The organism is Chryseobacterium sp. 2P, from assembly GCF_059579425.1.
This window is the reverse complement of record NZ_CM184194.1, coordinates 1,129,947-1,151,416: the sequence shown is the minus strand read 5'-3', so window position 1 is coordinate 1,151,416 and position 21,470 is coordinate 1,129,947. Positions and strand designations below refer to the sequence as shown.

The 21,470-nt window shown below is 34.5% G+C and carries 12 protein-coding genes; 2 read left to right on the top strand and 10 right to left on the bottom strand.

All coding sequences use genetic code 11. The annotated features are described in order from the left end of the window. Positions 1 to 16: 16 nt before the first annotated feature. From AC52CF_RS05200 to AC52CF_RS05155, 10 genes are all read right to left on the bottom strand, one after another. Complete coding sequence (locus AC52CF_RS05200; RefSeq protein ID WP_002977372.1) at positions 17 to 895, bottom strand: bestrophin family protein; 879 nt, start codon at positions 893 to 895, stop codon at positions 17 to 19. Between the two features lie 17 nt (positions 896 to 912). Next, positions 913 to 1,677, bottom strand: a complete 765-nt coding sequence (locus AC52CF_RS05195) for a methyltransferase family protein (RefSeq protein ID WP_228370503.1) — start codon at positions 1,675 to 1,677, stop codon at positions 913 to 915. A gap of 38 nt (positions 1,678 to 1,715) precedes the next feature. Beyond that, positions 1,716 to 3,029, bottom strand: coding sequence for an efflux RND transporter periplasmic adaptor subunit (locus AC52CF_RS05190; RefSeq protein WP_002977368.1), 1,314 nt, complete (start codon positions 3,027 to 3,029; stop codon positions 1,716 to 1,718). A gap of 4 nt (positions 3,030 to 3,033) precedes the next feature. Then, complete coding sequence (locus AC52CF_RS05185) at positions 3,034 to 7,398, bottom strand: CusA/CzcA family heavy metal efflux RND transporter (protein WP_002977367.1); 4,365 nt, start codon at positions 7,396 to 7,398, stop codon at positions 3,034 to 3,036. Between the two features lie 156 nt (positions 7,399 to 7,554). Further along, on the bottom strand, positions 7,555 to 7,833 hold the full coding sequence (locus AC52CF_RS05180; protein ID WP_496518207.1) for a DUF6660 family protein: 279 nt from the start codon (positions 7,831 to 7,833) through the stop codon (positions 7,555 to 7,557). A 468-nt stretch (positions 7,834 to 8,301) separates the two neighbouring features. After that, a complete protein-coding gene (locus AC52CF_RS05175; protein WP_002977365.1) occupies positions 8,302 to 9,573 on the bottom strand; it encodes an ATP-binding protein in 1,272 nt (423 codons plus the stop codon). A 56-nt stretch (positions 9,574 to 9,629) separates the two neighbouring features. Continuing rightward, positions 9,630 to 14,507 carry an NACHT domain-containing protein gene (locus tag AC52CF_RS05170; RefSeq protein WP_002977363.1) on the bottom strand — a complete coding sequence of 1,626 codons (4,878 nt, stop codon included), beginning with the start codon at positions 14,505 to 14,507 and terminating at the stop codon, positions 9,630 to 9,632. Continuing rightward, the gene (locus AC52CF_RS05165) at positions 14,504 to 15,577 is read right to left on the bottom strand and encodes a ComEC/Rec2 family competence protein (RefSeq protein ID WP_002977362.1); all 1,074 of its coding nucleotides are present in this window, start codon (positions 15,575 to 15,577) and stop codon (positions 14,504 to 14,506) included. Before AC52CF_RS05165 ends, AC52CF_RS05170 begins: the two co-directional genes overlap by 4 nt. A gap of 72 nt (positions 15,578 to 15,649) precedes the next feature. Then, positions 15,650 to 16,255, bottom strand: a complete 606-nt coding sequence (locus tag AC52CF_RS05160) for an alpha-ketoglutarate-dependent dioxygenase AlkB family protein (RefSeq protein WP_002977361.1) — start codon at positions 16,253 to 16,255, stop codon at positions 15,650 to 15,652. A 145-nt stretch (positions 16,256 to 16,400) separates the two neighbouring features. Further along, positions 16,401 to 17,177 carry an XRE family transcriptional regulator gene (locus AC52CF_RS05155; RefSeq protein ID WP_027383734.1) on the bottom strand — a complete coding sequence of 259 codons (777 nt, stop codon included), beginning with the start codon at positions 17,175 to 17,177 and terminating at the stop codon, positions 16,401 to 16,403. Between the two features lie 61 nt (positions 17,178 to 17,238). Between AC52CF_RS05155 and dinB the strand changes: the two genes are divergently transcribed. Further along, entirely contained in the window at positions 17,239 to 18,384 is a 1,146-nt protein-coding gene (gene dinB, locus AC52CF_RS05150) for a DNA polymerase IV (RefSeq protein ID WP_027383735.1), read from the top strand. An 8-nt stretch (positions 18,385 to 18,392) separates the two neighbouring features. Next, positions 18,393 to 21,467: a DNA polymerase III subunit alpha gene (locus AC52CF_RS05145; RefSeq protein WP_002977358.1), complete on the top strand. Its 3,075-nt coding sequence runs from the start codon at positions 18,393 to 18,395 to the stop codon at positions 21,465 to 21,467. Positions 21,468 to 21,470 lie beyond the last annotated feature (3 nt).

The window sequence follows — 21,470 nt, the reverse complement described above, 5'->3', positions numbered from 1 at the left end:
TTGTATTAGATTAAGCCTACATTTCATAATAGCTTGTACTCACTTCTTTAACTGGTACATTCTTCTCTCCGATCATTTGCAAAAGATTGATTTCAATTGTTTTTGCTAATGATGTCATTGGAGTATCTACCGGTGTATTTTCAAAGGGGTCCTGCATTATGATTGCTGTTTTCTCAATAGCTATAAAAATCACAGGTACAATAATTGTCGTGGCAATCTCAACACCAAGTTGTGAGTCTTCCAGTCCAAATGGCAGAAGAAATGCAAAAACGTAAATCAATGTATGCAGCAAAATGCTGTAGGCACGAGGGAAAACAGTATTTTTTAAACGCTCACATTTTCCCATACTGTCACAAAACCTGATGACCATATCGTTCATCTGTACCAATTTGTATTCAGATAAATTCTCCTGTTCTGCCAATTTCCTAAGGTGATCAGAATGTTTATCTAAAAGGGCATTGGGAATATTTAAAGCATTGATGTTTTGCGATTCTAAGTATTCTCTTACTCTTATTGAAAAAGGTACTTTTCTTAAACTTTCTCCTAAAGCATTCAGCCAGATGATATGTCGTTCTGCAAACTCAGATGTATCGTTTTCTGAGTTAGGGAAAAATTGTTTTATTAATCTCATAAATGATCTTGAATCATTCACAATAGCGCCCCAAACGGTTCTTGCTTCCCACCATCTTTCATAAGATTGTGCAGTCCTGAATGCTAAAAGTAAAGAGACAGCAGTTCCTAAAAGTGCAGGAATACTCAATGGTATGGTAATTTTTTTCAAAAAATCAATGTCGTCTAAAAAGCCTATTAGAAAAGCAAAGCTGACAATCAAAACGATCTGAAATTTAATCTGTTTAACAAAATACCAAACCGAAATTCTTTTGTTTAAAAGCATAATTGAGGATTTTTTAATTATTGACTAAATTTATTTTGCAACATTGTTTTACGTTTTTTTATTACTTTTAAAATAATGTATAGAATCATAGTAAGAATACAGCCTACAATAAAAATCATATTATAATGCGTATGTCTTAGGATAATTTCTCCGGTAATTTCAAAAACAGTAAAAATCAGAAACATGGCAAAAAGTCCGTTTTTTTCTTTTAATAGAACTTTTTTTAAACTGAAGCTAAGATGAGTATTTCTGAAAAGGTATAAATTCGGTATAAAAACCGGTACTTTATCAGCCCACTTAGTATATTGCTCTCCAAATTTTCTTTCTAAAAATTGCTCTTCAGCAAAAACAATCCTTTCATAATAGACCCAATAAAAAAACACAAATGAAATTACAAACCACAGATTTTCAGTAAACATCGCAAGCCCAAGCCACATAAAAAAATTACCTAAGTACAATGGATTTCTGGTTGTACTGTAAATACCTGTAGTGTTTAATTCATCTGCAACCTGCCCTGCTTTTGTATTTCTTCCTGAAGTATTATGCGGAGTAAAACCAACAGTATACACTCTTATAATCAAACCTAAAATGCTTACAGCTAAACAAAGCATCTCAAAGAAAAGTGAACAATCATTATCGTTTTTCAGCAAAACATTTTGGATAAAAACTCCTAAGCCAAGCGCCAGAACGATAATCGGCAAAAAACTTCTGTATCTGAACAGCCAATTTCCCTGGGTTTCTAATTCTTGTTTTAAAGGCATAACTAATATTTTTAAAATCAAGTGAAATCAAGATAGGATTTCACTTGATTATTGATTAATTAATGTCCGTGGTCTCCTGCATTAGAAAGCTTAGCATTCACGAAGAATGCGCCTTTTACCACAATTTTTGCATCAGGTGCAATTGCACTCACAGGCGTAATCGCTGTGTAACCCATATCTGAAGTCCCTTTTACCACTTCAATTTTTTCAAAATTCATTTTCTTAGCCTGCTCCTTTGCATGGTTTCCTGCTTCGGTTTCATTTTTGTGACCGTGTTCCGCCTCTCCTTCATCATGCCCGTGACCATGATCGTCATCTCCTTTTTCTTCAGCGTGCTCTTCCACTTTTTTAGAAGTTTGTACAAATACATAGAATTTACCATCGGCTTCTACAATAGCTTCATTTGGAACGGCGGGAGTTTGTGAATTTCCAAGGCTTACATTTCCTGTAATATTCATTCCGTCAATCAAGCCAGCTTTGTTCCCGGTAACCATTGCATGAACTGAAATCGTTTTACTTTCATTTTCAAAAGATGATCCGATGCTGTACACTTTTGCATTAAAGGTTTCTTCCGGATTGTTGGTGAGCTTAAACTGCACAATCTGACCAACTTTCATTTTGGGAAGATCTCTTTCAAAGACTTGTAAATCCAAATGAATTGAGCTGTTATCGATGATCTCCAAAACCGGTGACGATACATCAACATAACTTCCTATCTGTGCATTAATCGTACTAACTGTTCCGCTGATTGGCGATGTAATGACCAAGCCTGATCTTAGGTTTCCATTGCTTACTTTCCCAGGACTGATTCCCATTAGCTGTAATTGTCTTTGTAACGATGATCTCTGGGTTCTTAAACTTTTTAGCTCCGCATCAGAACTTTGCAGATTCTTTTTTGCTCCGGCATCATTGTCAAAAAGCTCCTTTTGCCTTCTGAATTCCTGCTCTGCATAAGTTATTCTGCTGTTAATAGTCAGATATTGTTCCTGTAACTGAATGTATTCAGGGTTACTGATTGTAGCAATAACCTGTCCCTGTCTTACATAATCTCCTATCTGAACGGTTAATGTCTTAATGACACCTCCATACAGTGAAGTGACCGTTGCCTTTCTGTTATTGGGTACACGAAGAACACCATTTGCCTTAATAGTTGAGGCTAAATCTTTCATTTCTAAAGTTCCAAGACTGATTCCTACAGATTTCATCTGTTCTTCAGTCAGTTCCGCAATAGTTTGCGGAGCTTCTTCGTGACTTTCTTCTGCCTGTTCTGTTTTTGGTTTCTCTTCTCCTTCTGCCGGAGCATCTTTTTTTCCACAGCTGACCGCTAGAATAGAAATTAAGGCTAGAGATACAATGCTATATTTGATTTTCATTTGTCTATTTATTGATGATTGAATTAATGATAACTACAGATTCGTTGACCTGTTGAATAGATTCCAGGTATTTAAGCTGAATATTGGTGGAAGTCTGCAGTGCAAAAAGATATTCTACATAAGAAATTTCTCCTGTTTTATAACCTAATTGTCCTGCTTTGGCAATTTTCTCAGCATTTGGAATCGCTTGATTAACGTAGTAGTCATACTGATTAACATTTTGCTGATATTGATTAAATGCATTTTGCAATTGCGCTTCAAGCTGCTTTTGCTGGAATTTTGCATTTGATTCTGCCATTTGTCTCTGATATTCATAAGACTGGATTCTTGCTTTCGTAGCTCCAAATGTCAAAGGAATAGAAACACCAATTGTTGCCGAATGAAACCTGTTTCCTCCATTGAAATACTGATCCATCCCGTTGATGGTTTGAAATCCTATCAATGACTGATTAGTATATCCGATGGTAAAGTCAGGAAGTCCCAAAGATTTTTCAACTTTCTTATTTTTTTCCGCAATCTGCATTTCCTGATAAAAAGCTTTTACGGTAGGATGCTGTGCAATGGCACTGCTGTCTAAAACATATTGTGCTTGTAGCGGATGATAGTTCTGATCAAATGGAACTGAAATATCCTCTTCAATATTTAGCAATGTTTTTAAATTTTTATAGGCATTGGTAAGATAAACCTCATTCTGTTTAAGCAATAAGTTGATTTCCCCTCTCTGTGTTTCAGCTGTATTGATTTCAATTTTTTTAATATCTCCGGCTTTAAACCTAACCGTTGCAACTCTGATAAAGTCATTGTATAAACTATCCAGATTGCTAAGCTTGGATTTATTAAATTGTAAATACTCAATTTGATAATAATACGTTCGAACCTGTTTCGCTAATTCATTCATAGAAACTTCCCTGTTGATTTGCTTTCCTTTAATCTGTTCCGCAATCAACTCTTTTCTTGCTTTGAACAAAGTTGGAAATGGAATCGTTTGGGAGATCGAAAATGATTGGTCAAATTTCTTAGAGTTATACTGCCCCAATTGAGCATCCACATTCATTTTCGGGAGCTCTTTGGACGTTGGAATCAATGCCTGTGTAGCTTTAATATCCAGATCTCTCGATCGGATTGATTGATTATTCTCAATAGCAGTACGTGTAGCTTCTTCGACTGTTATGGTTCTTCCCTGTTGTGCACTAAAAGTCTGTCCTAAAAATAAAAATCCTAAAACCACAATGGCGGTTACCGATTTGTTATTGATCTTTTTTAAATTAATCTTGGTATTAAAAATAATATACAACATTGGTAAGACAAATAATGTTAAGAAAGTCGCCGTAACCAAACCTCCGATAACAACTGTCGCCAAAGGTTTTTGCACTTCAGCTCCTGCACCTGTAGAAATAGCCATCGGTAAAAATCCTAATGAAGCTACTGTTGCAGTCATTAAAACAGGTCTTAATCTTGTTTTTGTACCTTCCATTACTCTTTTCAGAATATTGGTCTCGCCTTCCTTTTCCAATTGATTAAATGTTCCAATCAATACAATTCCATTCAAAACGGCAACACCAAATAAAGCAATAAAGCCAATTCCGGCACTGATACTGAATGGCATATCTCTCAATAATAATGCGAATACACCACCAATCGCACTCATAGGAATAGCCGTAAAAATTAAAGTGGCTTGCTTAAATGAATTAAATGTAAAATAAAGCAGCATAAAGATTAAGAATAGCGATACTGGAACTGCAATCATTAATCTCTTACTTGCTGCCTGAAGATTCTCAAATTGACCTCCATAGGTAAAATAATATCCTGCAGGAAGTTTTACTTCTTTATCGAGCTTTGATTGTATGTCCTTAACTACACTTTCAACATCACGGTCTTTCACATTGAAACCTATTACAATCCTTCTTTTTCCCGCTTCGCGGCTGATTTGGGCAGGCCCTAATTTGTAACTAATATTAGCAACCTGGGCGAGTGGAATTTGCGTTCCAGAGGCAGTAGAAATCATTAGATTACTAACATCGTCAATATTTGTTCTGTGTAAACTGTCTAATCTTACAACCAGATCGAACCTCCTTTCATTTTCAAAAACCTGACCTGCTGATTTACCTGCAAAAGCTGTACTTACTGCATTATTAACGTCTTCAATGTTTAATCCGTAATTGGCCATTCTGGTTCTGTCATACTCTACGTTAATCTGAGGGAGTCCGCTTACACGCTCAATTTGGGGAGATGTAGAACCTTTAACAGACTGTATTACCTTAGCAGTCTTATCAGCATAAATTGCCAGAGAATCTAAGTTTTCACCAAAAATTTTAACTGCAACATCTTGTCTAATACCTGTCATTAACTCATTGAAACGCATTTGGATAGGTTGGTTCTTTTCAAAGAAAACTCCAGGAATCACTTCTAATTTCTCTGAGATTTCATCAGCGAGTTCGTCATACGTTTTCTTTGTTTTCCATTCTTTCTGAGGTTTCAAGATAACCATCATATCAGTAGCTTCCGGTGGCATTGGGTCGGTAGGTACTTCAGCAGCGCCAGTTTTACCAACAACCATTTTTACCTCATCAAACTGTTTTATAATTCTTGAAGCCTGCATTGAAGTTTCAATACTTTGATTTAAGGAACTTCCTTGTGGAAGGATACAGTGGAATGCAAAATCGCCTTCCTGCAACTGAGGTATAAATTCACCACCCATTCTCCCAAAAACAAATATTGCTACAGCAAAGAGAGCTACGGTTCCTCCAACCAGCCAATATTTTATTTTTAATGCTTTTTCCAATAAAGGCTGATAAACTTTCTGAATTCTGTTCATCATTTTATCAGAGAAATTTTCTTTGTGGCTCATCTTTTTTGATAAGAATAAAGCACTCATCATCGGAATATAAGTCAATGATAAAATCAGAGCGCCCAAAATAGCAAATCCCACAGTTTTAGCCATAGGCGTAAACATTTTACCTTCTACTCCCACCAATGTTAAAATCGGAATGTATACAATTAGAATAATGATTTCTCCAAATGCTGCACTACTTCTGATTTTGGATGCAGAAAGAAAAACTTCTTCATCCATTTCTGCTTGGGTAAGCATTTTTTTTGATTTATTCAAGCCTAAATGATGTAAGGTAGCTTCCACAATAATAACTGCCCCATCAACAATAAGCCCGAAATCAATCGCTCCTAAACTCATCAGGTTAGCACTCACACCAAACACATTCATCATTCCTAATGCAAACAGTAATGATAATGGAATAGCTGATGCTACAATTAAACCTGCTCTTAAATTACCCAAGAAGATAACAAGTACGAAGATGACAATGAGTGCACCTTCAATTAGGTTTTTTTCTACTGTGTCGATTGCTCTTCCAACCAGGTCGGTTCTATCTAAATAAGGTTCAATTACAACGTCTGCAGGAAGAGATTTTTGTATAACTGGTATCTTTTCTTTAATTCTGTTCACCACTTCATTACTGTTGGCTCCCTTTAGCATCATAACAACACCTCCCACAGCATCGACCTGACCATTAAAAGTCATTGCACCATATCTCACAGCACTTCCCAGACGCACTTCAGCAACATCTTTTATGAAGATTGGAACACTGCCCGTATTATTTTTAACTACAATGTTCCCTGCGTCTTCTAAAGATGTTACCAAACCGATTCCACGGATAAAATATGCATTTGGCTTTTTATCAATATAAGCACCTCCTGTATTCTGATTATTTTTTTCGAGAGCGGTAAAAATATCAGATATACTTACGCCCATCGCTCTTAATCTGTCTGGATTTACAGCGACCTCGTATTGTTTTAACTGACCGCCAAAACTGTTGATCTCTGCAACTCCAGGTGTTCCATTAAGCTGTCTTCGCACAATCCAGTCCTGCATTGTTCGCAGTTCTTTAGCATCATACTTTTTCTCACTGCCTTTTTTGGGATGCAGGATATATTGATAAACTTCTCCAAGTCCAGTACTAACAGGGGCAAGTTCAGGAGTTCCAACACCTTGGGGAATTTCTTCTTCTGCTTGTTTTAATTTTTCAGTAACCAGTTGGCGAGCAAAATAAATATCTACCTCTTCTTTAAAAACAACTGTAATCACTGATAGACCGAATCTAGAAATACTCCTAGTTTCCTCAATATCTGGTACATTTGCGATACTTTGTTCAATTGGGAAGGTAACAAGTTGTTCTACTTCCTGTCCAGCAAGTGTGGGACATACTGTGATGATCTGCACCTGATTATTGGTAATATCCGGTGTAGCATCAATTGGCAGTTTGGTTGCGCTCCAAACTCCCCAAATAATCAATAACAAGGTCATGATACCAATGACAATCTTGTTCTTGATACTAAATCTTATGATTTTATCTAACATTGAATTTAATTTTTATTGGATTGCCCAAAGTTAAAATCAGTATAAAACTGAATTTAAAAGATGATGCAAAGATGAATAGGATTACAGTGCAATGATATTGCAAAGTTTCCAAGACAATTTAGATGAAAGGGAATCCTTCCATCATATCAATAAAAATTATATTTTAGGCGGTTGCCAGATTTGGTCGTACACCAAATAAGCGAAGTCGTTTTTCTGAAAATGGATTTTCTTAGAAAAAAACGCAGTAGCGATTCTTGAAAAAACTAGAATTGGTTCGATTTTATAAGATGCCACCGTGGTTCTGCAACAGTTGCAAGAACAAAATGGAGAACAAGAATCTGCCTTCGAATGTGAATCTTCTTGTGTCTTTGAACTTAAAGAATAATTGAAATCTTGCTTAAAAGACTGAGCATTTGCACTATCTAGACATGGCATTATGGATAACGCCACAAAATAGATGATGAAAAGTAGTCTTACAAATTTCATAATGCAAATGTATAAAATATAATTACCAAAAAAATATTTTATCCTAAAATTTTAAGGAAATTATACATTTGATTATGCCGAATCAAAAAAATAAAATACCTACAATACATCTAAGTCATTTATAATTATAGAAAAAAACTGATGCTTTTAGATAAAATTAGATATGTACATTTAAATAATATTGCCACCATAATTTAATTTTAACTCAATTTTTCAGTAAACTAATTTTCATTTTTTTCAAAACAAAATTATATATTAATTTACACTTGATTTTTAGATGAATAATATATTAAATTCTTATATCAATATTGGTCTTTCCAAATTATAATACTTCTTTAATATAGATGTACATATTAAATATTCAAAAAATCATCTTAAAATAGGTTCTAAAATTGAACTGAATTTACGTAATTTTCTTTAGTAACCTTTTTCTAAGAACTGTTTCTGAATCTGTAAAACTGACTCTTTTGAAGGGTAAAAACTAAAGTAATCTAAAACTTTTAAAATTATAGAACTTGAAATATTTATACCTCCCTCCAGAATTTCTAATCGTGAATATTCCTCATTAATAGTGATTTTATCTGTTTTTGTCGTTCTTATCTTCATAAGCGGCATGTGATTCTCGCTGTCCAAATGTAATCTTCTATCTTTTAACTCATTAAATATAATAGAAATACTCAAACCTTCTTTATATAATCCTTCTATTGTTAAGTGTTCAATAAAAACATATAGTTGAGTAAGATAATGTATAATACTTGTATAATAAAACAAGTATTGACCAGAAGGAAATTTTGATGCCCAAGCCCCTCTCAAATGATCACCTTCTAGCCAGTCTTCTACAAAGCTGTTAATCATGCAAAAACTCTCTGACAAATACATTCTCCACAGTTCTTTTCGAGCTCCTAAATCGGAAAAAGCCTCGTAAGAATTTTCAGCAGTAACTAAACTACCCTCGTGTAACGTTCTTGGTATAAATGGCAATGACCATGACGCCTTTACCTGTGCTTTTTCGACAACTTCAAGACATCTTTTAAGACTATGTAAATTACCTTTTTGAAGAGGAGTTATATAAACTTCGCAATTGCCTTTCGATTTTATTAATTCATATGATGATGTCTGCTGAAAAGCTTTTATTTCTGCGTCAAATATTTCTGCGTCAATATTGGGAATGGTATAGCCAAAACTTTTTCTGCGTTGCATTAATCTAACGGCTGCCAACTCAATGAGATCTCGCAAATCGCTGACATTTGATATGGCTGCGCTTTCAGGTCTCTTATTTGTATTTCTATAATACAAAGTACTTGCTCTCATTTCTCCGTCCAGAGTTTTTTTACAAAGAGTTGGAATTTCTTTGAAAGAGAAGATCTTGATTACCACATATTTTAATTCGTTTCTATCTTCCGGAAAATAGACATTGAAATCTACCATTGGTTCTGCATATTTTGAAACCTGATCTCGCATTTCATCATATTTGTAAGTGATAATATTTTTCTGGTCAACTCCTACATTAATAAATTCATTATCCTTTTCCTCAATTCCAATTACAATGTGACCTCCATCTGGTAGATTTGACATTGCCAAGATATCTTTTGTTAGCTTCTTATAATCCCAAGGACTGTTTGCTTTAAAATCTAGTGAAGGGCTTTCCGTTTGACCCTCAATCAATCTTATAAAATCTTCTGTATTCATTTATTTTCCAATTTTATTAATATATTTCCCAAAAATATCTCACGACAAAATGTTAATTATTTAAATTGAAGTAATTCTTCTCGTAACATATAGGCTTTAGGAGAACTTCTTTTGACTAGAAAATCTAAAATAAATAGAAAGTCAGCTAAAGTATTTTTATCTCTTTTTATTTTACCACCATATTTATAAAAAGCTTTTTCAACGAATTTTTCTAAAATATCGTTCTCGACCAGTTCAGCATTTTGGCTTTGGAGCATGGGAACAATCCATGATATTGAGTTAGGCATAAAATTATAAAATGCAATGCCACTTAAAAATTTTATCGATGAATTAATTCTGTTAAATCCTAAAGTAATTATAAAATCTTTGAAATATAAGCTTTTACCATCCAATACTGACCATTTTTCAGAGCTCTCCACCCAGTCAATGTCAAAAAGAAAAATTGGTAGAAATCTCGCATTGCTGTTATTGATCATCCAATCTTTCAAAAATTCCCAAAATATCCAGAAATTTTCGAGTTGAATTCTACCTATCGCTGCTCTAATAAACTCTTCAACTAACTTATATATAAATTTTAAATAATCATCAGGGATACTTTTTTCAGGTGTTTCTATACTTGAATCAAGTATTTTTTTTAAGAGAGGTAATGATAATTCTGTAGGCTGATTCAGCAGATATCGTGGATAATAAAAAGTAAATGCATGTCTACTTTCATAAAAATCCAGCATGCTTGATTTGGGATCATTTAAAAAAACAGTGTGTAGTGTCAGAACATCCTGAATAAATTTGTGGTGAGCAGGAAGAGCCGTATTCCATGGGATGATACGAAGCATGTCATCCAAGTACCACTGAGTATGTAAGTCTAATGAAACGATAATTTCATCAGGTATGTTTATACTTCCTTTGATAACAGAATTAATTAGTACTTCCGACCAATTGTCTTCTTCCGACTTATTAAAATCACGAGCACTTAATTTCCCTTGATGATATAACATTCGCTTTCTCTCGCTTTCTTTATTTTGTGCCTTTAGAATTACGATGGCTTCTGCTAATCCATACCAACAGTTTAAAACAAAATCAGGTTCAAATAATACTAATTCCTGTAAAATAGCGTGCTGCAAAGCGATTCGTTCCCTAGCGTCAAGACCCTTTAAAAGTAAACGGAAAATTAATTCTTTAACCTTCAATTTTAAATCTTGCTCAATATCAACTTTAAAAATATAGCATAATCCTTTAAGAGAAGGTATATTATCCAATAAATCAAAATTAATAGCGTATGGATCTGTTTTCGCTAATTTTTTTGCTTCTAAATTGATAATAGTTTCACAACACCATGCAATTTCATCAGGTTGAAGTTGATTTGAAAAGTCACGAAGAGCAATAGACGCCATAGTACCTGGAGAAACCATAATTTCTCGTCTACCATCTAGTTGCAAAATAAATTCATATCCTATTTTCCAAGTTTCATAGTTATGATCATCAACTTCTTCGTATTCGAAAACTTTTCTTGCCCAAGTCGTATTAGCTGTCGGAACTGTATAATCATTCCCACTTTCTACAACATTTCTAATTGTATCATCATATCCGGGAACTACCTGAACATAATTTTCATATCCCTTTTGATTAAAATGTTTAAATTCATACTTTCTAGCATCCATATCAAACAAAAACTTTTTAAAAAGCCAATCATCTTCCTTGACATTCTCCCACATTCTGTCGACCTGTTTGAATAAAAGTTCATTATACTCTCGTTGATAAAACATATAGTCAGCCACAAATCCAACTAAACCTACATAATACTTATTGCGATGAATTCTTTGATTTGCGGCAATTCGTTCTTTTCTTTCGAATTCTTCGTCATTATAGACATTGCTTCTCATCATATCCGAAGTAGACCTTGTAGAATCCCACTTAAAAAACAGTGGGACACCTAATAAGGAGACAGAAGTTTCATCAACTAAATTAGGAAATGCTTGTAAAATGCTGCAGACCACTCCTAAAATGGCAATATTGTTAGACTCTCTTATCAACCTGTCTAAAAATATGCGTGCTGTTGAAAAATCTTTTTTATCCCCAATTTCTAACAAAGTCTTTTCCAAAGCCATCAGCACTGATATTAAGACCTTATCATAAATTGAAAATCCTCGGTACATAGACCAGTACTCAGGATTCCCATAGTATACACCACACGATCCATCTTCAAAAACAACCTCAATCCTTTCCACCCCTCTCTTTTTTAAAGACAGAAGAATTTCATAATTTTTTTCAAAAGCATCATTTAAAAATGGAATAAGGAAATCAAGAGCTTTTTCACCGTGATACAAAAACATCCAATAAAAAAAAGTCTGATAACCTGATGGTAATCCATAATCATATTCTAAATCTTTATTTAAACCAAAATCATTTACTTTAGGCTCTCGAATAAGCATACTATTAATACTCCCCGGTGCATATTTCTCTTCCTTTTGAGCCCAGTCTTCAGTAGCCATTTGAATAACTTCTTCAGGGAAAAAGCGACAAATTTGATCTGAAATAACACCTCCGGTAATATAAGCTCTTATTTCTCGTAGAAAAGCAGGATCAGTCCATCTTTCATTACCTGTTTCAGGAATCAAGCAAGCTTGAATAATCGAAGCAATAAGTTCCTGATCGGCTGCCGTCAATTTAAAAAGAATTTTAATATATTTTTTTAAATATTCAGAAGATCTCCTGCCTAATCTCCTCTGAATTGAACGACCCTGCAACCTAAAAATAAAATCTTCCAACAGAAAAGCAGCGCTTTTTGCACCAGATGGAAGTATGCCTTGGTTAAATTCAGGGAGCTGTTTTGACCATGATTCAATAAGAGTCAAATGTTTTAATTCAAAATTTTGCAGCTTAATTTCATTAATATTAGCTTTGATAAAATCAATTATATAATCCCATCCGGAGCCAATAGGCAGAAGATCATTAAAATTTCTTTTTTGAGGATCTATTTTTTTACAACTCGTTTGTAGTAAATAGATTATGCGATCCAACAATTTCGCTTCATCTTCAAGAAGCTGTACTTTTAAACTATCCAGTAGTACTTTGGAATGATTTGATCTAAGTGAAACAATCAGTAGCTCATCTTTCCATGAAGGGGACAAAGTATCATCACTTAAGAGCTCGTGCATAAAATATACGGAAGCTTCCGGTTCATATTCATAAAACTCTTCCATCCATAATCTGAATGCCCTTCTCATGGCGGGAGTATTTTCTATCGAAAGTAAAAAATCTTTTGAGTTTGCAATCTCCGATTTTTGATTTCTTATAAATCTGATCAATGCCCAATCTTCCAATATGTCGTGAGAAGGACTGTAAGCACTGGTATCGGACATATCATCCAACTGTAGAATATTATCTTTAACAAGATCAGCAGTCACACTGTTATCGCTCTCATATGTTGTAAAAAGAGACATTTCTCTAGATCTTTTAAGACAAATCTCATAGAAAACAGTTCCTCGTCGTGATTGATTGTCTTCAACAATATATTTCCACATTAACCTTTTAAATTGTAACTCGTCCAAGTGTTCCTCACTTAATAGTTCTGGTATAATTCGTACAGCTTTATCAAGATAATAAGGAGTTCTCAAAAGATGCTTAATCTTAGAATTTTCCATCAATGGCAGTAAGTCAGGAATTTTTTCAACGATTAATTCAACCTCAGCATCATTAAATTCACCTACTTGAAAATAAGCAATATTTTCTGGCAGCTCATAATAGTAATCGATTTTAAACTTCTGTAATAAGTAGTCTCTTATTGTTAAAACTATAGTTATATTTTTATTTTTTTCCAGTATCTGAAGTAGTTCATTAAATGCTCCCGAGCTACCTGACTCTATTAGTTTTTCAAAGCTTTCTATCCAAATTAAAAAATACTTATTTGATAAAGGACTTGCCAATATTTGTTCGATACTAACTTTACATCCGGCTTTTATCAAAGCTTCACTAATTGTTTCACAATACAGGTTTTCAGCGGTAAAAGTTAAAACACTACGATCTCCAGACATTTTCAAATCACTTACAGCTGATTTTGTCAAAGCCGATTTTCCAACTCCCGGGTTTCCATGAACCACTACAAGATTCTTTTCTTTAAGCAATTGCAGGAGGTCTATATTATCACGAGGAACATTAAAATCTCCGATTTTTTCTCTAGTTCTAGAATTAGTGGTTTGTTCATTTTTTTCCATTTCTTCATAACTTAAGAGAACATCTTTATCTGTCTCCGGTTTGATAGAATTGATCAGACTGAACTTAGGATATGGAATCAGCTTATTGTATGCTAAAACTTTGGTCGCCAAAAAAAATCCACCGTCCTCGTATGTATGAATAATACCTGTAAAATAAGTTTTTCCATACAAGATAGAATAAGCGCCACTTCCAGACAATCCTTCAACATTTTCCAAGGCCTGTTGATAATATGTATCGAGAGAATTTTCAGACTTTAGTGTAAATTTATATCGATTGCTCTTGATATCTTCGATAAATTTCATAGGAAAAGATCGATCTGCCTCTTGATCATTAAAATTAGCATACCCTCTAATTTGATAATCTTCCACCATTTCATCAGTATCAATTACCTGACAAAAAAATTGTTTACCTGTAAGTGGAAGAATATTCTTTTTAGAAAGAATCAACAATGCCATATCCTCATCATCATCTGACACAATAACAATATCTGTTTCGGTCAAATTGTATGAATGAAATTCTGATGTTTCCTGATTAAAAATCTCTTCAAGTTTAATATCCGTATTTACATATTCTTTATCGAACTTTTTACCTTCTAAACAATGTTTTGCAGTCAAGACATACACGTCATCAACATCAGGACTCGGGTAGAAAATTACTGCTGTAGCAATTTCGTGGTTACATCTGATTTTGATTGTAGAAAGCTGTGGTATATTTTCATTCATATTTTATGAGTTAAGGGCAGGTACGAAAGTTCTAAGCTGTCAGGTCCTATTTGTGAATAATCACATTCAAATGTATATCTTTCAAAAGCGTCGTCATCGACCTCAAAGATATTTCTCAATTCTTGAGTATCACAAGCAAAATGAATTTTGATAATTTCAGAATTTCTTCTCTCGTTCGTAATGATTCTAACTATAGTCTCTTTATCCGGATGTCTGTTATGGATACCGTTTCCAGTTATCACATAACAATTGGTCTGAACTATTTCCAGCAATTTAGGGCAGGTATTGGCTTTACTGCCATGATGTGATAATTGCATAAACTTCACGGGCAGTGGCCGATCTTTATTATACCCCAATGCATCTAAACTGTCAATTATATCAGAGGGATGACTGTCGGCTAATAAGAGTACTTTTACCTTATCAAACTCGGCAAGAACAGCAATAGAGCTTCCATTAACAGGATCTGTATCCGGTTTAAATTCATTCCCTGTAAGTTCTTCAATTATTTTTTTATGGTCGGATTGATTTTCTTTTCTACCAATTTTACCATTACTTTCTTCTTCTTTCCACAATTCTGTTGCAGCAGCTTCCTTTTCAGGTGTAGGTGAAAGAATGGTCATTTTAAAACCAAAACATTCAATTGGTAATGTTTCAGTATTTATTGGCACTGTGGTAAGAAGATTATTTGCAGTTAAAAAATCCCTAAGTAAAATCCCGTCACCGACTGAGATTTTCCCATTAGATTCCTTTATCATCTCAGGAGAATGATTAAATAAAAAATTCTTTACAGCGTCTTGTTTATTTTCAATTTTTTTGTCCACGACAAAACCTTTTACGGCACCGATATGGTCGCGATCTATATGGCTGATAATCCAATTTTCAATTTGTTCGCCAGAAGACAAAATTTCTTTTATTAATGGGGCAAAAGAATTTTTGTACTCTTTACCATATCCTCCATCAATAAGTATATTATGCCATTGGGAATCTGTTCCTAAAAATCTGATAAAAATAGCATCACCGCCGCCGATATCGAAAAAATGAAAACTAATCCGATGTGTTTTTTGAGTCATAAAATAATGGTTATTAATACTTTCTTATTTTTTCTAAAATAGGAAAAGTTAATTGGATAAGTAAGAGTTTATTTAAATAATTAAACGAAAGGTCAAATTAATCCTTTCTTTCATTTTTACTGTTGATTTAGCAATTCGATGTTCCCAGTTTTCCTGTAAATCCCCTTTCATAATGAGTAACGAACCGTGAGGCAATGGCAAACTGTATTTGCTCTGATGATGGTCTTTTTTTCTGAAATCAAAGTTTCTGGTTTGACCTAAACTGATTGATGCAATCACAGGTCGTTTTCCATAGCGGCTTTCTTTATCTCTGTGCCATGCCACGGAATCATTATTATCACGATACAGGTTTAATAAAACACCATTGAACTGATACCCAAATTCTTTTTCTATCCTTTCTTTTAAAGTATAAAGCTCGGGAGTCCAAGGATTAGTTCCTGAAACATTTCCGTCTGAATCGTAAGAGCTATCATTTCCTCCATACCAAGCAGTAAGGCGGGGTGTTACAACTGTTTTATCATACATCTTCTGAGTTCGCTGTTCCCAAGGTGTCGTTTTCAGCAGTATATCTTTCAATTCATCGGCTTCTTTGCTGCTCAGGAAATGTTCCTTGTATTCCAAAAGGTCTTTTGGAAATTTATAAAACTCTTCCGTATCAAATAAACTCAGCTGACTCATTGCAATTTTCTATTAAAATATTTATATTTGATCTGGCCCGTTTATACGGGATTTTTTTCATCATTTGTGTTTTTGCTTCCCTTAGGAGATTTTTTTTTATGAAGTAATGTTAGGAAACTTATTTTTGAGCTTTATTCAAATGAATTCAATTCTTATCTCCTATTTTTTCTTTAATCTGTTTGATATCGGTCTTGATCTCTGTCATAAAGTTTTGAATATTACGTTCTGCAAATTCATCAGCTCCATATTCTATCGTATTGATACTACAGGCAAATTCCCAGATCTCTTTAATTTCAGATAATGGAATTTTATATGGCTCATAAAATTGATTGTCAGCTTTTACCCATATACTGTCTGCTTCATGAAACTGGAATCTTTTGTAACTGATTCCATCATTAGTGGTGATGAAAATATAAGTCCGGTCCGTTTTCAGATCAGAAAGATTTTCTACATATTTTCCAACAATATAAGTTCCGTTCTTATAAGGCGGCATAGAATCTCCGTCCGCTGGAAACGCTCTAAACTTCCCACCTTTTAAAAAAGGTAAGGATATCGTTTCCAAACTTTCTATGTATTCCGGATCTCCATAACCGTTCAGATAACCCATAGAGGCTTTTTGTGGAATAATCTCAATCTGATCGTTTCCATCCTGATCAACCCTGATAGGCAGAACAATCCTATTGTCAGGGAGCTCCATAATCTCATCAATCGAATATTTGCTGACGTTGATGGTCAAAAGTAAATCGATGCTGATATTATAATATCTTGAAATTTTCACTAAAATATCAAGGGGTGGCGCTGCGGCATCATCTTCATACTTACTATATCGGCCTCGGGTAATTAAAAGATCATCGGCAACCTTTTGTTGAGACAGATTGAGCTTACCTCTTAAATACCGCATGTTTTCTGATAAAATTGACATTGCTATAAATTATAGCAACAAATATACAATTTTTTGCTACAAATCGTGATAATTTTGTCAAATGGAACGAGCGATTGCACATATGGATCTGGATACATTCTTTGTTTCCTGTGAACGGCTGAGAGACTCTGTATTGGAGAATCAGCCCGTGATCATAGGTGGCGGAGATCGTGGTGTAGTAGCATCTTGTTCCTATGAAGCCAGGAAATTTGGGGTTCGTTCTGCGATGCCTTTGCGAATGGCTTTACGCTTATGTCCCGAAGCGCAGGTTATCAAAGGTGATATGGAGTATTATTCCAAAATGTCACATTTGGTGACTGAAATCATTCAGGAAAAAGTTCCTGTTATGGAAAAAGCAAGTGTAGACGAGTTCTATCTTGATCTGTCGGGCATGGATAAGTTCTTCGGCTGCTATCAATGGACAACCGAAATTGCGGAAGCGGTAAAGAAAAATACAGGTCTACCTATTAGTTTTGCATTGTCTACCAATAAAACAGTTTCAAAGATTGGAACAGGTGAAGCAAAGCCAGCCGGTAAATTAGAATTAAAACCGCTCGCAATACAGCCTTTTTTAAATCCTTTATCCGTCAGAAAGATTCCTATGGTTGGTGATGTGACCTTTGAACTCCTTTCAAGATTAGGTGTAAGAAAGATTGAAACACTTGCTAAAATGCCAGTGGATGTGCTTCAGGAATTAATTGGAAAAAATGGAACTGAGTTATGGAAAAAAGCCAATGGCATTGATTTAAATCCTGTGATTCAATATTCAGAGCGTAAATCCATATCAACTGAAACAACTTTTTCCGAAGACACCATCGATATTCCGAATATCAGAAGTATTCTTTCCGGAATGGTTGAACAGTTATGCTACCAGTTAAGACAGGAAAAATGGCTGACCTCAACGGTATCAGTAAGAATAAGATATGCCAACTTTGATACAGAGACTAAACAATGTAAGGTGGCTTATACCTCAGCAGACCACACATTGCTGAAATATATTCTGGAACTCTTCAAGAAAGTTTATACCCGAAGAATGAGAATTCGTCTTGTAGGTGTCAAGTTTACAGGACTGGTTCACGGAAGCCATCAGATGAATCTTTTTGAAGATACCGAAGAGCTGATCTCATTATATCAGACCATGGATAAAATGAAAGACCGTTTTGGTGCTAAAAGCCTTGGAAGGGCTTCCGGTTTTTTGACTCAATAAATAAAATTATGTTCCTCAATTGTCATACCTATCATAGCCTTCGTTATGGGACTATTTCTGTTGAAGAATTAGTTGATCTGGCTATGGATTATAAGCTGAAAGTTCTTGCGCTAACTGATATCAATACCGTAACGGGAATCTATCAGTTTTATAAACTGTGTGAAGATAAAGGCATTAAACCTATTGTAGGCGTTGATGTCAGAGTTGAAAATGAGCAGTATTATATATGCTTAGCGAAGAACCCGAAAGGAATAGCTGAAGTCAACAGGCTTTTGACCGATTATAATTGTGAAAATATTGAAATTCCAAAATCTAATCCTCAATTAGAAAACTGCTTTGTGATTTATACTTTACAAAATAAACCTGATATATTATTGGAACACGAGTTTATCGGAATCAGACAAGATGAGTTAAACCTTTTAATCAATTCTGAATTCAAATCCCTCACTCATAAAATGGTTATCCTTCATCCGGTAACGTTTAAGACTGATGACGAATACGAACTTCATAAAATATTACGAGCCATAGATGGTAATATTCTTTTTACAAAACTGGCTGAAAAAGATTATTGTAGAAAAGATGAGTTGTTTATGAGTAAGAAAACTCTTCTCGATCAGTTTAAGCATTACCCAGAAATCGTTGAAAACACGAAATTTATCGTCAGTCAATGCAGTTTTGATTTTGAATTTAAAACCCCGAAGAATAAAAAATATTATACTGACAGCAAGGAAAATGACTTTAAATTGTTATCCCAGCTTGCTTATGAAGGTTTATCTCATAGATATCCTGATAATAACAGACAGGCTATTGAGAGAGCTGAAAAAGAATTAACAGTTATTCATCAACTTAATTTTTGCGGCTACTTCTTGATTACTTGGGATATTATTCAATACAGTAAGCGTATGGGTTTTATGCACGTCGGAAGAGGAAGTGGCGCTAACAGTATTATAGCTTATTGTTTAGGCATTTCCGACATATGTCCTCTAGAGCTAGATTTGTACTTTGAGCGTTTTCTAAACTTAAACCGTAAAAGTCCTCCCGACTTCGACATCGATTGGAGTTGGAAGAATCGTGACACTATTTTGGAATACATTTTTGATAAATATGGAAAAAATCACGTTGCTTTTTGTGGAACTAATGTGGAGTTCAAGAGAAAATCGAGATTCAGAGAACTGGGAAAAGTCTTTGGACTGCCGAAAGATGAACTAGATCAGCTTTCAAAAAAACCGAGAGAACTACACGATCAAAATTCAATTGTTCAAGAGATTTATAAGTATGAACAGTTGTTAGTTGGATTTCCCAATCAAAGAAGTATGCATTCTTGTGGGATTCTTATTTCCGAAGAACCTATTACAAATTATTCAGTTTTAGAATTTCCTCCAAAAGAATTTCCAATTGTTCAGTTTGATATGCATACAGCTGAGGATATTGGTCTGGAAAAGTTTGACATTCTTTCACAAAGAGGATTGGGAACGATTAAAGATACCGTTAATCTAATTAAAGAAAAAAAGGGAATCAATGTAGATATTGAAGATACCAGAATCTCTAAGGATGAAGTCAAGTGCAATGAATTTTTGAGCATTGGAAAGACCATTGGTTGTTTCTACATTGAATCTCCAGCTATGCGTGGACTTTTGAGAAGATTAAAATGTGATAATTACAAAGTATTGGTTGCTGCATCATCAATTATTCGTCCAGGAGTTGCACAGAGTGGAATGATGCGGGAGTACATTTTCCGACACAATCATCCCGGTCAATTTGAATACTTCCACGATGTATTTGAAAAAGAATTAGGCGAAACCTATGGCATTATGGTTTATCAAGAAGATGTCATTAAAATTGCGATGCACTTTGGTGGAGTTTCTGCAGCTAATGGAGATGTTCTTCGAAGAGCTATGAGTGGTAAAGGACGATCACTTTCAGCTTTACAAAAATTAAAAGATGATTTCTTTGAATCCTGCAAAAGGAAAGGACATCCTGAGCAGCTTTCTCAGGAAGTATATCGACAGATTGAATCTTTTGCCGGCTACTCCTTTTGTAAAGCACACTCTGCTTCTTATGCCGTGGAGAGCTATCAGAGTCTGTTTCTGAAAGCCTATTACCCTATCGAATTTATGGTATCTGCTATTAATAATGGCGGTGGTTTTTACCGAACAGAAGTTTATGTACACGAGGCGAAGATGTCAGGTGCTAAAATTCATAACCCCTGCATTAACCTAAGCGAATTTCATACAACATTATATGGAACAGATGTGTACTTAGGTCTAATGCATATTGAAAAACTTGAAGCTTCTATCAAAGTAAATATCCCGGAAGAAAGGAAAGAAAACGGCGATTACGGATCATTAGAAGATTTTATAAAAAGAGTCAACATTGGTATTGAAACTTTACAGATATTAATTTTTGTCGGGGCTTTCAGATTTACCGGAAAGCAGAAACACGAACTTTTAATTGAAGCAAGATTCCTACTTTCAAAGAATCAATATAAAAGCAAGATCATATCATTATTTGAGGAACCTCAAAAAGATTATAAGCTACCGACAATAGATAGAAACCCTTTTGAAGACGCTTTTGATGAAATTGAAATTTTAGGATTTCCAGTTTCCTATTCGATCTTTGATTTACTCAAGACTAAATACAGAGGTCACGTTTTGGTTAAAGATCTCTTGAAGTATCATAAAAAACAGGTTAAAATGCTGGCATATTTAATTTCCAGGAAACACGTTCCTATCAAGATGAGAAATCATCCTGGAAAGAAAGACGATATGTATTTCGGAACATGGATCGATGCTGAAGGTGAGTATTTTGACACGGCACATTTTCCCGACAGTTTAAAACAATTTCCCTTTAAGGAAGGAGGAGTCTACCTTTTATTAGGAACTGTTGAAGTAGATTATCATTTTCCTACTATTACCATTACTAAAATGGCAAAAATGCCTTTGATTGCCGATCCGCGATATTCGATGGATGATGAAAAATCTAAAGAAATGGAAAGAAGTCTACGGGAAGACGTTAGTATGACTCACCGAAATCCCTATCCACAGGAACATGAAATTGGATTACCAAGAAAAAAGATAAACTGATTC